Consider the following 15847-nt stretch of genomic DNA (forward strand, 5'->3'; position numbering starts at 1 on the left):
TCCCGAAACGAGCGTAATGTTCTTTTGTTTTTTGTTAAAAATCAGTTTGATACGGTTCCATTGGTACAGCTCCGGCCTGGGGATGTCGAATGCAATGCTGGAAAAGCGGTCACCGGTCACGACCTTGAAATGCTGGGTGGTAGCGTCCGAATTATCGTAAAGTATGTCCACATTCCGGGTATCGTTTTCAATGAGGCGGACGGTGTAGCCGAAATAATTTTTCTTGTCGGGTAAAAAAGCAATGTCAAACGCAATCTCGAAATCCTGTTCAAAACAGACGGTCTTTTCAGAGGTAAGATCAAGCCCGGTCCTTTTATCCTGCACCGCCTCAAAACTTTCGAAAGCCAGACCATACGACTGAGCCTGACCCGGATTGAAATAACCCGCGAAAGCTGTAAGTAAGATGGATATGATCGAGAAGCGAAAAAGCATGCCGGGTTTAAATGAAGAAAGGGTTTGTTGGAAGTGATGCAGGGAGGTAATCAAATTGTTTTAAAAAAATCGTTTTACAGCTCATTAACTAAATATTAAGCTTTTTTTAAGGTGGATTTACTTAATTCGTCATTTCTTTATTACCGGTACCAAATGCTCAACGGAGCCTTTCTTCTAAAATTAACTCAATTTATGTTGATTAAACAGTTTTATCTTGCATTGTTTGGTTCTATTATGGCGCTGTCTTCCTCCCGGGCGCAGAACGATTTCGGGAAGGCCGCAGAGCCGCCAGGCAACCTGAAATACATTGACCCGAAGATTGGAACGGTGGGGCAGCTGCTGGAACCGACCAGGCCTACGGTCCAGCTTCCCAATCAAATGATCCGCATGGCTCCGATCAGGGCCAATTACCTCGATGATCAGATTTCCAGTTTTCCGCTCACCATTGTATCGCACCGCCTGGGCGAAGCATTTTCGATCAAACCATCGGTGGAACCGGTCAAAACAGAAAGCTGGGCGCATAAATTGGCTTACGACCACGATTTGGAAACCATTCAGCCATGGTACTATTCCGCCTACCTGATCGACGATGAGGTGAATGTATCATTCGTGCCGGGTAAGAAAACGGGGATATTCAAGTTCAATTTCCCTCAAAAAGCTTCCAAAAGCATCCTTTTCGGTCTTTTCAATGGAGAAGGAAGCTGGGAGTTTGTGAATGGGCAGGAAATTATCGCGACCGAAACCTATCACGGCGACATTAAAATACATCTGTACGGCATTTTCAGCGAGAAAGGAACAACCGGAATTAGCCAGGCCGGAAAGCTGTCGGAAGGCGCAAAAGTGTCGGGCAAAGGAGCAAAAGCATATATTTCTTTTCCAGACAACAAGACGGGCGACATTGAATTCAAATATGCCATTTCATTCGTTTCAGCTGCACAGGCACGGAAAAATTTCGAGAATGAACTGCGCCAATCGGATTTTGAAAACCAGAAGAAAAACGGACAAAAAGCATGGTCGGCCGTGATGGACCAGATTAATGTCAAAGGCGGTACTGAGGCGCAGAAAAGGAGTTTTTACACTGCTTTTTACCGAACTTATGAGCGAATGGTGGACATTACCGGAGATGGCCAGTATTACAGTGGATACGATAAGAAAATTCACAATACCACCCGCCCGTTTTACGTAGACGACTGGATGTGGGACACCTACCTCGCGCATCACCCGCTGCGTACGATCCTGAACCCGGCGCAGGAGGAAGATATGCTCCAATCGTTTGTAGATATGTACAAGCAAAGCGGCTGGATACCTACGTTTCCGGTGCTTTTTGGTGACAATCCTTGTATGAATGGATTCCATTCTTCGATAGTTCTGCTGGACGCTTATCGTAAAGGATTGAAGAATTTCGATGTGGCTACGGCCTATGAAGGAATGCTGAAAAACGCGAACGAAGCCACTATGCTACCCTGGGTGAATGGTGCGAAATGCGAGCTGGACGATTTTTATCATACCAAAGGCTATTTTCCTGCGCTGGCAAAAGGAGAGAACGAAACCGTCAAACTGGTGACACCTTTTGAAAAACGCCAGTCTGTCGCGGTGACTTTGGGAGGCGCATATGATGACTGGGCGGTGGCAGAAATGGCGCATGATCTCGGTAAAAACGATGATTACAAGACGTTTACGGCGCGTGCGCTCAACTATAAAAACCTTTGGAATAAAGACGAGAACATGTTCATTCCAAAGGATAGCAAAGGAAACTGGATCAAAATTGACCCGAAATTTGACGGCGGAATGGGCGGTCGCGAGTATTACGATGAAAACAATGGCTACACCTACAAGTGGCAAGTGCAGCACGACATTCCGGGATTGATCAGCTTAATGGGGGGCAAAAAGCAGTTCGAAGCAGAGCTCGACCAGCTTTACAGAGAAGGCCTGGGCAGAAGCAAATACGAATTCTGGGCGAAATTTCCGGATGCTACTGGTCTGGTAGGGCAGTTTTCAATGGGTAACGAGCCGAGCTTTCACATTCCTTATCTGTACAATTATACAGCGCCCTGGAAAACTCAAAAGCAGATCCGGTTTTTGCTGGATGTGTGGTTTAAGGATAATATTTTCGGGATACCAGGAGACGAGGACGGTGGTGGCATGACGGCATTTGTAGTGTTTTCATCGATGGGTTTTTACCCGATCACGCCAGGAAAACCGGAGTACACGATCGGCAGCCCGCTATTTGAAAAAAGTACCATTGATCTTCCAAATGGCAAGAAATTCACAGTGGAAGCCCACAATGCGTCTGTTGTGAATAAGTACATTCAGAGCGCAAAGTTTGACGGAAAGGTGATTAACACACCCGTTTTTACGCACGCGCAGCTGGTAGCAGGCGGCACATTGGAACTTGAAATGGGGCCGAAAGCTAATAAAACCTGGGGGATAGCAGAATAGTCGTTTTTTTAAGCATTGAAACAAAGTACAAAACACCGGTTTTGTACTTTGTTTTGTTTTAAGGCCATTGAGCCGGTGCAATGCAATATGCTTCCTAACCTTTAATCTGATGTTCGAAGAAAAGCCATTGAATGGAGAAACTCCTGAAAACGATGATGTAGGCCATCAGGAAGATCGCCGGTTTTTCCTGAAACAGTCGATCGCGCTCGCTGGCCTTACCTTCGTGCCGGGCGGTTTTCTGCAAGCCGGTGAACAAGACGAGGTACCGGTCGGAAATGCCGAAAAAGTTAAACTCACATTGACCATTAACGGCGCCAAAAGACGATTGACCATTGATCCGAGGGTAACATTGCTGGATTTGCTTCGTGAAAAATCAGGACTGACCGGTACGAAAAAAGGCTGTGATTTTGGTCAATGCGGTGCTTGTACCGTTCATGTTGATGGACAGCGTGTTCTTTCCTGTCTCACATTCGCGGTAATGCAGCACGGCAGAAAAGTGATTACCATTGAAGGGCTGGCGAGTAACGAACAGCTACATCCCATGCAGGAAGCATTTATCAAACATGACGGTTTTCAATGCGGGTACTGCACGCCTGGCCAAATCATGTCGGCGGTAAGCTGCATTCGGGAGGGACGTGCCAATTCTGAAACTGAAATTCAGGAATATATGAGCGGGAATTTGTGTCGCTGCGGTGCTTATCCGAATATTGTGAATGCGATTATGGAGGTTAAAACCAATGGTCAAAAGGTATGAAACCATTCCAATACTTCCGCCCGACCAAGCTCAAAGAGGCCGTTGACGCAGTCGCTTCCTATCCGAACGCACGCTTTATCGCAGGAGGTACCAACCTGATAGACCTCATGAAGCGTGGCATTGCTGCGCCCGAGAAGTTGGTAGATATCAATCATTTGCCCCTTAAAAAAATTGAAAAAAGGGAAGGTATGCTACGAATCGGTGCGCTTGCATTGAACAGCGACGTGGCGCAACATAAGCTGGTGCTCGAAAAACATCCGCTACTAGCGCAAGCATTGAATGCCGGCGCATCCGGGCAGCTACGGAACATGGCGACGGTAGGCGGAAATATATTACAGCAAACCCGCTGTACTTACTTTTACGATACCGCACTTCCCTGCAACAAACGGAAGCCGGAAAGTGGTTGCAGTGCATTGGGAGGCATTAACAGAAACCACGCGATTTTTGGTATTGGTGAAAAAATAGATCACAAATCATGTATTGCGGTGCATCCGAGTGATATGTGTGTCGCTCTGCTGGCCTTGGACGCTACCGTGCTGGTAATGGGCCCCGCGGGTGAAAGACGCATTCATTTCGCTGATTTTCATAGATTACCAGGCGACAGGCCGGATTTGAATGCCAACCTGGAAAGCAACGAACTGATCCTTGCCGTGGAAATACCCGACTCGCCATTTACCAAGCATATTCATTATTTGAAAGTACGCGACCGCGCATCCTACGCATTCGCGCTGGTGTCGGTAGCTGTGGCATTGGAAATTGACCAAAACCGGATCAAAACGGCGCGGCTGGTGATGGGCGGTGTGGCTCATAAGCCCTGGCGAATGCATGATGCCGAAAAGGTATTGTTAGGTCAAACTGTATCTGAAAACCTGTTCCGACAAGCCGCCGAAGCGGGCATGATCGGAGCCGTAGCGAGCGAGCACAATGCTTATAAATTGAAACTGGCACCGAATGCAATGGTGGAAGCATTGAAAATCGCCGCGCAAATTTCCTGAATGATGACAAAACCATTTCCTGATAAATTAGAAACAGACGTTTCGCTCGACCGGGTCGACGGCCGTTCCAAAGTGACTGGCGCGGCTACTTACTCGGCAGAATATCAGTTTGAAAACCTCGCTCACGCCGTGCTGGTCACCAGTACCATTGCGAGAGGGGAAATTCTGGACATGGATATCAGGCAGGCGGAAGCTGCCCCGGGCGTGCTGGCAGTGATCAGTCATTTGAACTCACCCGGTATCCCAGGTTATGCTCCGGCTAAGAAACCAGCCGAACGTGTTCCGGTGGGCACTTCATTCCGGGTATTTTATGATGAACTGATCTACTTTGACGGTCAGCCGGTGGCAATGGTTGTGGCTGGTTCTTTTGAGCAGGCCAGGTACGCGGCTTCATTGATACAGATAAAATATGAGTCAGAAACGCACCAGACCGATTTCAATGCGAATCTGGCCAAAGCAATGGTGCCGCTGAATGTGCAAAAGAACAAGAACTCGCCATTTCAGGACTACAACAGGGGAGACGCGGAGGCGATCAAAATCGCTGAGGTAAAAATAGAGGCGACCTATACGATTCCGACCCAACATCATCAACCATTGGAGCCACACGCGATCATTGCCGTTTGGGAGGCGGTAGATAAGCTCACGATTTACGATAAAAACCAGGGTGTGAAATCTGCACAAGGTAATCTGGCACAGGCGTTTAAATTGCCGCGAGAAAATGTAAAAGTGATTTCAAAGTTTATCGGAGGTGCTTTTGGCTCGGGTATCCGGGTTTGGCCGCATACCACGGCAGCTGTGCTGGCAGCCAAGATAGTAAACCGGCCGGTGAAGCTGGTACTGGGCCGTGAACTGATGTTTACGTCAGTAGGTTACCGGCCTTACACGGTTCAGAAAGTGAGCGTGGGAGCCGGAAAGGACGGATTACTGAAAGCCATTGTGCACGATGGAACCGGCCAGACTTCCGCCTATGAAGAACATCTCGAACGCACCATACTAGCGTCACGTGCCATGTACGCCTGCCCGAATGTAGCCACGCGCTATCGCCTGCTGAGCCTGGACGTGAATACACCTACGTGGATGCGCGGTCCGGGTGATGCTACGGGGATGTTCGCGTTGGAATCCGCATTGGATGAAATGGCTTTCGCATTGAACGTGGATCCATTGGTATTCAGGATCAGAAACCACGCGGATTCAGATCCTGAGCAAAATTTGGAATGGTCGGAAAAGTCACTGAAGGAATGTTATCAGCTGGGCGCGGAGAAATTTGGTTGGAACAAAAGACAGCTCCAACCTCGCTCCATACAATCGAATGGTATGCTTGTAGGCTATGGCATGGCTTCGAGCCTGTACGGTTTTCATCGCCACCCTTCTGTTGCCAAAGCCGTGATGCTGGCCAATGGATCGGTCATTGTTCAAAGTGCGACAATGGATATTGGGCCTGGCACCGGCACGGCAATGACCCAAATCGCCAGCAAGATCTTGGGAATTAGTCCTAAAAAAGTGCGGTTTGATCTTGGCGATTCCAGTCTGCCCGATGCGCCTGGGCAAAATGGTTCTTCCACAATTCCCAGTGTTGGATCGGCGGTTCATGTGGCCTGCGAATCATTGAAAAAGAAACTGGCTGAACTGGCCGCTGCCATGCCGGATTCTGGTTCCGGCGTTTCCTACGCAGATATTTTGAAATTTCATAAACTGCCTCAGGTGGAAGTAATGGAGGAATCGAAGTCAGGGCCGGAGCGTGACCAGTATTCGATGTATTCTTTTGGCTGTCATTTTGTGGAGGTACACGTAAGTCCCGTGACGGGTGAGGTGCGCGTCAAGCGGGTGGTTACCTGTGCGGATGTGGGCAAGATCATCAATTATAAAACAGCGCGCAGCCAATCCATTGGTGGTGTAGTTGGCGGTATCGGTATGGCATTGATGGAGGAATCCGTGATGGACCATCGCTACGGGCGTTATGTGACCAGTGACTTTGCCAGTTACCATATTCCTGTCCATGCCGATATTCCGCAGATTGAGGTTCATTACATTGACAAACCTGATGTTTACGTGAATCCAATCGGTTCAAAAGGGCTGGGAGAAATAGCAATCGTAGGTGTGGCCGCAGCAGTAGCCAATGCCGTATTTCATGCCACGGGAAAGAGGATCAGGGAGTTGCCCATCACGCCGGACAAGCTGGTGTAAGCGGTTCAGGATTTGTTTACAATAGCTTAACAATCGTTCTGGTGCCGAGTGGTCGGGTTGGTATACATTTGTGGTTTTCCCGCAATCCGTCTTGATGCTTACCCAATGAAATCGATTTACTACGTTACAATCTTTACCCTGTTATCTTTTTGTACAAAAGGACAGAGCCCCGGCTCCTATACCACGTCCAATGCTCATTCGCACAATGATTATGAGCAAAGAATTCCTTTCTATTCGGCTTACTATCAGCATTTTGGTTCTGTTGAGGCAGATGTGATACTGAGAAACGATACGCTTTTCGTGGCACATCAGGCATCTGACATGCATGGTGACCGGACATTGGAAAGTCTCTACCTGGCTCCGCTGGCTTCGATGATCAAAAAGAATAACGGACAGCTTTTTAAGGATGGCGATCAATCCATGCAGTTACTGATTGACCTGAAAACGCCGAGCGTGCAAACCATGCCTGCGCTGGTGAAAGTATTGCAGCAATACGAATCCATTTTAGCACCCAAAGGTCCGGTAAAAGTGGTGCTGAGCGGTAACACGCCATCTCCGGCAGACTTTGAAAAATTTCCGGCATATGTATATTACGATGGCCGTCCGGAAGTACAGTACACACCTGCGCAGCTCGCGAGAGTCGGTCTGATCAGTCAGTCGTTTTACAATTACACGCGCTGGAATGGCAAGGGAGTACTGATTGAAAAAGATAAAAAGGCAATTCAAAATGTGATTAACCAGGTGCATAGCCAGGGCAAAAAAATCCGTTTCTGGGCCACGCCGGATCAGGTCAATACCTGGAAAATGCTGATGAACCTGGGCATCGATTTTATCAATACGGATCATGTGGAGGATCTGGGGGCTTATTTGCGCAACCGTCCCCATGCCGAATATCTTTCCAAAGAGCAGTATACGCCCTATCAGCCGACTTACCGGAATAACGACAGCAGGACACAAGTGAAAAATGTGATCCTGCTGATCGGCGACGGAATGGGACTGACGCAAATTTATTCGGGTATTACTGCCAACCGCGGAGACCTGAACCTGACCAAAATGCTGAACATTGGTTTTTCAAAAACCAGCGCATCGGACACTTACATTACCGATTCTGCCGCCGGGGCTACTGCAATGGCAACCGGAAAAAAGACCAGAAACCGCGCCATCGGTGTCGATAGTAATTTTGTGGCCTTGCCCAACCTGCCCGATCAACTGAAAAAGTTTGGTGTACAGTCGGGATTGATTTCGGCAGGAAGCATTACCGATGCCACCCCAGCTGCTTTTTACGCGCATCAGCCTTACCGTGATTTTGAAGACGAAATTGCGCACGATTACCTGCGTTCTTCTGTCAAAATACTCATTGGCGGCGGTACTGAACGTTTTACAAAAGGTAAAGTAGCAGATTCACTGCGATTGAAAGGGGTGCAGTTCTCTGACAAATGGGCAGATCTAAACAATATGAAAGCACCATTCGTGCTTTTGGACAACTCAAAAATCGTGTCGGTTGAAAAGGGCAGAGGGGCATTTTTGATTCCGGCTTTGCAAAAAACGCATCAATCGCTTACCCAAAACAAGGCAGGCAGCTTTATCATGGCCGAAGGTGCACAAATCGACTACGGCGGTCATGCCAATATCGTTTCCTACGTGGTAACGGAAATGCTGGATTTTGACAAATTGGTAGGAGAGGCGATGCGATTGGCTGATGCCGACGGACAAACATTGGTGATCGTCACCGCCGACCACGAAACCGGTGGACTTACGCTGCTAGATGGAAATATAAAGCAAGGGTATGTCGACGGGCATTTCAGTACCAATGATCATACAGCCGTGATGGTGCCGGTATTTGCCTACGGCCCTCATTCGCTTGATTTTAGAGGGGTATATGAAAACACGGAGATTTATTCGAAGATTCTTGATGTGTTTAAGAAATATAGTGGGAAAGGAGTTGAGTAACTAAGTATCGAGCAGTCGGACATTACTTTGTCACATTGAGCGCAGTCGAAGTGCATGCACTTCGACTGCGCTCTAATAAAAAACCAAGCAACCTATAACGATCACTTGGTTTTATCATAGAAATCAATGTGACAAAGCGTGCGTCATTCCAACTTTCTTCTATAACATTAACCTCCCGCCACTAATTCGTCTGGAAAAACTTAACTGTTCCGTCACCTTCGTTGCTCGTAATCAGCAGGCTTTTTCCGTTCGGGCTTTTGTCCGATGCGATGAATAATACGCCTTCGGGTGCATCACCGGTTTTGATGATTTGCAGAAATTTCGGTGCTGCCGGGTTGCTCAGGTCGTATACTGCGATGGCGTCTGCACGTTCCAGAGCGATGAAAGCTACCGGTTTATTGTCGATCACGCCGACGGTCACACCTTCCGGCTCCACGCCTTTGTCATCCGATCGATCGTCGTCATAAATACCTGCATTGATCGCTTCTTGTTCCAGACCATTGCCCGAATCATGCACCAACTGCACATTTGCCGCATTGAAAATACTGAAACCACGACCTCCAAAACCATACAAAACATCATAATCACCATCATTATCAATGTCTCCCCGTGTACTTGTAACGCGTAGCCTTCCGAGGTTTTCAGGCTTTTGCAAAGTAGCAGCATTAGGGAAAGTGGTGGCATCCAGTTTAAGCGTACTCACCCTTTTCTGTTCATCAAAAGCAGTGTACTCGCGCGCATCGCCTTCATTGGCGGTAATGAGGTACGATGATCCGTTGACATTGAAATAGGAGATCGCATCAGGCAGATAAAACGATTTTACGGGCCAGGTACCGATCGAAATCTTGCTATCCTTATCACTCGCATCCATGGCATTGATCAGTTGACTGATGTCCTTGGTTCCCAGAGGGTTTATTTTGACAATGGTACCACTTACCAGATCTATTTCGGCGATACCATTATTTTCCTGTAATGTCACGAACGCCTTTTTTGAATCCGTAGAAATCGCAACATATTCCGGTTCAATGTCCTGCTGGAAGCTTGCGCCCGGTCCGTAAACCCTGAAACCATCCAAGGCTAAAAGATTGTAAACTGCTGCAAATGAGCTAAAATTCAATGTTTTAACACTGTAATTATCTGTAACATCGATAATAGACACGGATCCGTCGGGGTCGCTGGTGTAATCCGTATTAGGCTCACCCTCGTTGGCGGATACAATGTATTTGCCGTCGGGACTGAACGTAACCATATCTGGCAGGGCACCTACCGTCACTTGTTTAATGGTCGCCAATGTGCTGGTGTTGATTACGATGATGCTGCCATTCGCCTGCTTGTTAGTCGCTTCCAGCGCAATCGCGAGCTTCCCGTCGTGTACCGAAACACTGTTAGCTACGCCGCCAAGTGCAGATACATCAATCGGTTGCAACTTGGTGATCATCGGAAATGCGGAAAGATCGAGCACCTCTACTTTGGCGGCAGACTCATTGTTGACCGTAAAAAGACGGCGTGATGCCGGATCATAAGCAGAGATTTCGGAAGCGGCTGTACCGCCCAGGTCCGTCGAAGCCACTTCTTTAAATGATGCAGGATTTTCGGGGTCAGGATTTTGCGGAACGTGGTCCGTACAGGCGTTCAGCAATGCTGCCGACAGCGTGAGTACGAGTAAAACTTTTTTCTTCATAATGAGCGTTGGGAGTAGATTTGAAAAGTTAAATGTACTCACCGCTCAAAAATTGTGACTAGCACCAGGGAAAGCTTAACAATAAATTAACGTGAGGGGATAGGCGCACACGCAACCCGAGTTTAACCCAATGTTAAGAATCACTTATGTGCCCGGAATATTATTAAACGGTAACAACTGTTTTATCAAATTTAAAGACCTTTAAATGCCATTGTAGCCTGCCCACCCACTTATTGAACCAATCTAGTTCTTCTCAATTACTTATTAATCAGTATACTACGGGCGGCATAATGGCACTTGCAATATCATTGCTTTCAGTTTTTAAATTCTAAAACACTTCCGTTTAACCATTTAAAAAAAGCCATATGCCAAACGTCGATCATTCCGAATTTGAAGTCCGGGGACAGAATACAGCTGCATCATTCAGTTTGAAAATACACCGTGGCGAGGGTATGTGCCTGCTAGCCATGAACTGGAAAAACGGCACGCCGCCGGAGGACTTTGTCGGTTTCGCCATTGAATATCGTGAGCCCGGCGGGGACCGGTTTTTTGCGCTCAAAAATCGTCTTTCATTTGCCGGTCGTACTACCAGTAATAGCCTGTCCACCAGGCTTTCGCCGATCCAGAAATTCAGGTGGGTGCATTTTCCGAGAAATGCGGACATTCCTGGCAAGTTTTCCTACCGCGTCACGCCGGTATTTATGAACCAGCTGGATGAACTGAGTTACGGGGAATTTCAGGAGGCAGACATTGCGCTAATGCGGGAAACCTATCCCAGTCAGTTAAATGTGACTTTTACGCGTGGTTTCGTATCATCACAAGCGTTCGTCGATTTTTATGATTCGGCCGGGCCTATTTCCACGCTACTACCCGCAAAAGCGGACGAGGGGTTGACTTTTATTCCGACACATCCCAAAACAAAAGAAGCATTGACCTGGATGGGGTTTGAGGCGAGGGCTGAAATCCTGGACGTCCTCGACAAGGCGATTGCGGACGTTACCGCGAAGGTACTGATAGTGGCATATGATCTCAACGAGCCGGAGATGGTCAGCCGACTGGAAAAGCTCAAAACCAGGCTGCGGATCATCATTGACGACGACGGTGCTCACGGAGCGGCAGGCTCCGGTGAAAATATGGCAGAGGAAAAACTCGTGATCAGTGCGGGAAGAGATCAGGTCAAGCGCCAGCATATGGGTAAGTTGCAGCATAACAAAATGATCGTAGTCGATGGGGACAATGTGAAGGTTGCTATCGGCGGTTCTACCAATTTTTCGTGGCGGGGATTTTACGTGCAGGCCAATAATGCGGTCGTGCTAAGCGGTGCAGCGGCCATTGAACCATTTAAAAAGGCATTTGAGCAATATTGGTTGTCTTCGGCTTCTTCTGACTTCGGCGCCACACCGTCTGCGGAATGGAATGACCTCGGGCTGACAAACATTAACGCGAAAGTTACCTTTTCACCGCATTCGGCGGATAATGCAGTGCTTGCTTCCATTGCCAGCGACATTCACGATCACGTTACTTCCAGTCTGTTTTTTTCGCTGGCATTTTTGTACCAAACACAGGGTGCCGTGCGCGATGCGGTGACAAAGGTCACCGCCGACGCAAATTTGTTTGTTTACGGGATTTCCGACAAACGGGTGGGCGGTATGGATTTGCTGAAACCAGATGGTAACCTGGCCCCGGTATTTCCATCGGCACTTAAAAAGAATGTCCCTGAGCCATTCAAATCGGAGGTAACTGGTGGTGGCGGAACAAGAATGCATCACAAATTTGTAGTCATCGATTTCGACAAGCCCACAGCCAGGGTCTATCTGGGTTCGTATAATTTTTCGGGTGCTGCTGACAAAACAAACGGAGAGAATCTGTTACTCATCAAAGACCGCAAGATCGCGGTTTCCTACACTATTGAGGCACTCCGGATTTTTGATCATTACCATTTTCGTGTAGCGCAAAATGAGGCAAAAGAGGCCCACAAGAAGCTGGAACTGGCTAAGCCGCCACGTGCGGCAGGTGAGGTGGCGTGGTGGGCGGACGATTATTCCGATGCCAGAAAGATGAAGGACCGGGTGTTGTTTTCAAAGTAAGGTACCGGTTGGGCGTAGACTAATTGGCGTAGAATCATTGGGCGTAGACTACGTCTACGTCCGAGTGATCACCGGTCTCCGACCGGTAAAACGGCGCCAACAAATTTGCTTTTTTATGCTACATTCTCCGGTCGGAGACCGGAATACGCTCAGGCGTAGACGGAGTCTACGCCCAACTACTCTGCGCCCAACGATTCTACGCCCAACTTTTTGCTACAATATTCCTTTTCTTTTTTCGCTAGATCCCCAGTATTTTTTCCTCCTGGTCATATGCATTAGTCGCGGTTTTACGCGATGTTTGTAAAATACTCAACGATAAGGATAAAATGACTGATCAGGAACAAATCGCGGCGGCGGAGGAAAGCTTATGGGCGGCTGTGATGAATGAAAACAAATATGCCCTCTATCAATTGCTCCACCAGGAAATGGTCTTCCTCGACCATCGGGGCCAGGTCGTAACGGACCCGAAAGACCCTTACACCTACCGGTTCGGCAACTTGCACCTCGACCAAACGAATATTTGTGACAGGCAAATTAATACGACGGGGAATACGGCGATGGTTTTGGTGATTGAAAAAATCAGGGCTAAAAGAAAGAGTATGCGTGTTGAAGGCAGGTACTTACACATGCGCGTCTGGAAAAGAAAGGAAGGGAGCTGGAAAATAGCTGCCTTTTCCAGCAGTGCCATGCCCGTGATGGAATGCGTGGTTTCGGGTATCCGGTAAAATGGTTTTTTGGGATCATGCATGGCGCAAATGTCCTGTCGCCAAGAAGTGACAGGACATTTGTTTATATAAAAGTCTGGATTTCAAATGGTAGCAGCCAGCGATACCACCACACTGTGCCTTCTGAGGGCTACATTCCCGGGTTGGGGTAGAAAGTTGGTCGACGTAGCAACAGTAAATGTCAGACCGATGATCGCAAATGAATGTTGAATGTGTTTTCTATTTTGGTCATGGAGCCGCTCCTGATCATTTCCGCTGCCAGTTTGCCCATTTTGAAAAAGTCAGTAGAAATCGTCGTGAGGCCGTTTTGCATTACTTTTTTGGCACCATTGTCATTGTAGCTGATGATACCCACCTCTTTACCGATCACCAGCTCGCGTTCATGGATTTCTTTGAGCAAAGCCATCATACGGTCGTCGGAAACCACAATGTACGCTTCGCCTTCACGGACATTACCGGCAGTCAAATCGTAGCGAACCCGGTAACTGACATTATAAGACTTACAAAATCTCACAAAACCCTGGACAATATCTTCCGGGAAGTAGCCTGATTCTTCATAAATAAGACAAACGGTGTGGTACTTCCTGAGCTGCTGAAATAGCTGGACGAGCGCCTTGTAAATGTCACCCGCAAAATTTTCGTACACAATCCCAAAGTCCCCGGAAATGTCCCTGATGTTCTTATCGAGCAGGATCAGCTTGCTTTTGGGGAGTCGGTTAATAAGCCTGTAACCGTGGTCGGCATCATCCTGGAAGTTGGGTATGATGAGGTAAAACGCGTAATTGGCCGACCTCTTTTTTAATATATGTCCTAAATGCGCCGCGCTGTTATGGTAAATGTCAAAGTCAATGACCACATGCGTTCCCAGGTGGTTGATCAGCGAGTCGTATATGAGCCTGTTGTAGGAATTGAGCTGATTGAACAATAATAAAACCCTGATTTCGGGAGCGGGAATCATACTGTTGATAAAAAATCCTTTTCCATGATGCGCGCCCAGGATTCCCAGTTCGCACAGGTCGGCATAACTTTTCTCGACGGTAGCGCGGGAAACGTGGTTAAGCTTACTAAGCATGTTGATCGAAGGCAATTTGTCGTCCACCGAAAGCATTTCGGTTTTGATCGCTTCCAGCACAGCCTCGGTGACCTGCTGGTAGGCGGGTACCGGCGAATTTTTGTTTATCGTAAAATGGTCTTCAAACCGGTATTTCTCCATCTTGCAACGCATCCTGCGTTAGTTTGAAATGAGTGAATGAGTGAATTAGTGAATGGGTGAATGTGGTTATGTTGGGTAATAAGTTACGTGTAGAATGCAAGAATTGTGTGGGCTGTATGACAGAAAAGGGCTTTTCCTGGTTGGAGAGTTGAAATTTTCGGGTGAAACCGGGAAAGTCAACCCTTTGCCTGAGAATACATTCGGAAAAGGTTTTGCGGTTAATAATTGGGTGCAGGACGGTAAAAAGTGGCCATCTGCCGATTTTGTTTGTTGTTGATGCCAATTACCCTAATCTTGTACATTTCCCTACCGAGCATGACCCCCGAGAAATCAAAAAGCAGTCTGACCACCTTTGTTCATGTGATCATTTGGTTGCTCCTTGGTTTTGCATTGCTTTTTTATCCGCCTTTCGCCTGGAGTATCACACCACCGACTTATTTCTGGGTCAAGCAGACCTTCAATCTCATTCTTTATGCGATCGTTTTTTATTTGAATGCGTATTATGCCGCTCCTGTTTTATTGCTTCAAAAAAACAAAACAGCGGCTTATGTTGGCTGGATGGTGTTAGCAACTGTCCTGATCCTGGTACTGGCGCGCATTGTTGAGGTGCAGCTGGGTGTGCTCAGAGATATGTCATTGTTGAATAATAAACCGCTCAAAAGCAATTATAGTCTTGACTATCATTTGTTTATGATATGCCTGCTGGTGATGGTGGTCAGTACCACACTGGCTGTGCTGGAACGCTGGCGGGCAGATGCGCAGGCACACGAGCGGATTGAAAAACAGCACATTACCTCTGAATTGGCGCTTCTGAAAGCACAGATTAACCCGCATTTTTTTTTCAATACCCTCAATAACATCTACTCGCTCACATTCTCGGATGTGCCGGTGTCCCGCGAGGCGTTGCTCAAACTCTCACGGATGATGCGATATGTATTGTATGACACGATCCAGGACGTAGCGCCGGTGAGTCAGGAGATCCTGTTTTTGAAAGATTACATTTCGCTGATGCGCCTGCGCCTGCATGATTACACGCGGCTGGAATTTGAAGAACCTGCCGTCGACGGTGACTATATGATCGCGCCGATGCTGCTGCTGCCATTTATCGAAAATGCATTCAAGCATGGCACCAGTACCATGTCACAGGCCAACATTGTCATTGAGTTGGCTGTCCGAAATAAGGTGCTGACACTTGCGGTATTTAACCACATATCACATCAAAAAGACGAATACCATTTTGACAAGGGAGGCATAGGATTGGTGAACACAAAAAAACGGCTGAACCTGCTGTACCCAGACCGGCATCACCTGATCATCAAGGAAGATCTCGAAAACAGAACCTATCATATATTGTTAACTATAGATCTTTAAACTTACTTTAATGTAT

11 protein-coding genes and 1 pseudogene are annotated in these 15847 nt (G+C 47.6%); 9 read left to right on the forward strand and 3 right to left on the reverse strand.

The window, feature by feature from the left end; translation table 11 throughout:
* Window positions 1-432 (reverse strand): annotated as a pseudogene (locus tag ABIO93_RS08890) (galactose oxidase); the annotation flags it as partial.
* Window positions 433-624: 192 nt separating this feature from the next.
* Here ABIO93_RS08890 and ABIO93_RS08895 point away from each other — a divergent pair.
* From ABIO93_RS08895 to ABIO93_RS08915, 5 genes are all read left to right on the forward strand, one after another.
* Window positions 625-2871, forward strand: a complete 2247-nt coding sequence (locus tag ABIO93_RS08895; protein WP_348066658.1) for a GH92 family glycosyl hydrolase — start codon at window positions 625-627, stop codon at window positions 2869-2871.
* A 109-nt stretch (window positions 2872-2980) separates the two neighbouring features.
* Complete coding sequence (locus tag ABIO93_RS08900) at window positions 2981-3625, forward strand: (2Fe-2S)-binding protein (RefSeq protein WP_348066663.1); 645 nt, start codon at window positions 2981-2983, stop codon at window positions 3623-3625.
* Window positions 3622-4620 (forward strand): xanthine dehydrogenase family protein subunit M, encoded by a 999-nt coding sequence (locus ABIO93_RS08905; RefSeq protein ID WP_348066665.1) that lies wholly within the window; start codon window positions 3622-3624, stop codon window positions 4618-4620. Before ABIO93_RS08900 ends, ABIO93_RS08905 begins: the two co-directional genes overlap by 4 nt.
* Window positions 4621-6804 (forward strand): xanthine dehydrogenase family protein molybdopterin-binding subunit, encoded by a 2184-nt coding sequence (locus ABIO93_RS08910; protein WP_348066667.1) that lies wholly within the window; start codon window positions 4621-4623, stop codon window positions 6802-6804. It begins immediately after the preceding gene.
* A 105-nt stretch (window positions 6805-6909) separates the two neighbouring features.
* Window positions 6910-8754 carry an alkaline phosphatase gene (locus ABIO93_RS08915; RefSeq protein ID WP_348066669.1) on the forward strand — a complete coding sequence of 615 codons (1845 nt, stop codon included), beginning with the start codon at window positions 6910-6912 and terminating at the stop codon, window positions 8752-8754.
* 181 nt (window positions 8755-8935) lie between these two features.
* On the opposite strand, the gene ABIO93_RS08920 is transcribed toward ABIO93_RS08915, so the two are convergent.
* Window positions 8936-10435 (reverse strand): choice-of-anchor I family protein, encoded by a 1500-nt coding sequence (locus ABIO93_RS08920; protein WP_348066671.1) that lies wholly within the window; start codon window positions 10433-10435, stop codon window positions 8936-8938.
* 365 nt (window positions 10436-10800) lie between these two features.
* On the opposite strand from ABIO93_RS08920, the gene ABIO93_RS08925 reads away from it, so the two are divergent.
* Together ABIO93_RS08925 and ABIO93_RS08930 are read left to right on the forward strand one after the other, a co-directional pair.
* Complete coding sequence (locus ABIO93_RS08925) at window positions 10801-12522, forward strand: phospholipase D-like domain-containing protein (RefSeq protein WP_348066673.1); 1722 nt, start codon at window positions 10801-10803, stop codon at window positions 12520-12522.
* Window positions 12523-12848: 326 nt separating this feature from the next.
* Window positions 12849-13247 (forward strand): nuclear transport factor 2 family protein, encoded by a 399-nt coding sequence (locus ABIO93_RS08930; protein WP_348066675.1) that lies wholly within the window; start codon window positions 12849-12851, stop codon window positions 13245-13247.
* Window positions 13248-13428: 181 nt separating this feature from the next.
* On the opposite strand, the gene ABIO93_RS08935 is transcribed toward ABIO93_RS08930, so the two are convergent.
* Complete coding sequence (locus ABIO93_RS08935; RefSeq protein WP_348066677.1) at window positions 13429-14472, reverse strand: substrate-binding domain-containing protein; 1044 nt, start codon at window positions 14470-14472, stop codon at window positions 13429-13431.
* Between the two features lie 82 nt (window positions 14473-14554).
* Here ABIO93_RS08935 and ABIO93_RS08940 point away from each other — a divergent pair, with 82 nt between their 5' ends.
* Window positions 14555-14737 carry a hypothetical protein gene (locus ABIO93_RS08940; RefSeq protein WP_348066679.1) on the forward strand — a complete coding sequence of 61 codons (183 nt, stop codon included), beginning with the start codon at window positions 14555-14557 and terminating at the stop codon, window positions 14735-14737.
* 38 nt (window positions 14738-14775) lie between these two features.
* The gene (locus ABIO93_RS08945; protein WP_348066680.1) at window positions 14776-15831 is read left to right on the forward strand and encodes a sensor histidine kinase; all 1056 of its coding nucleotides are present in this window, start codon (window positions 14776-14778) and stop codon (window positions 15829-15831) included.
* Window positions 15832-15847 lie beyond the last annotated feature (16 nt).

The organism is Dyadobacter sp. (assembly GCF_039919315.1).
Classification (GTDB): Bacteria; Bacteroidota; Bacteroidia; order Cytophagales; family Spirosomataceae; genus Dyadobacter.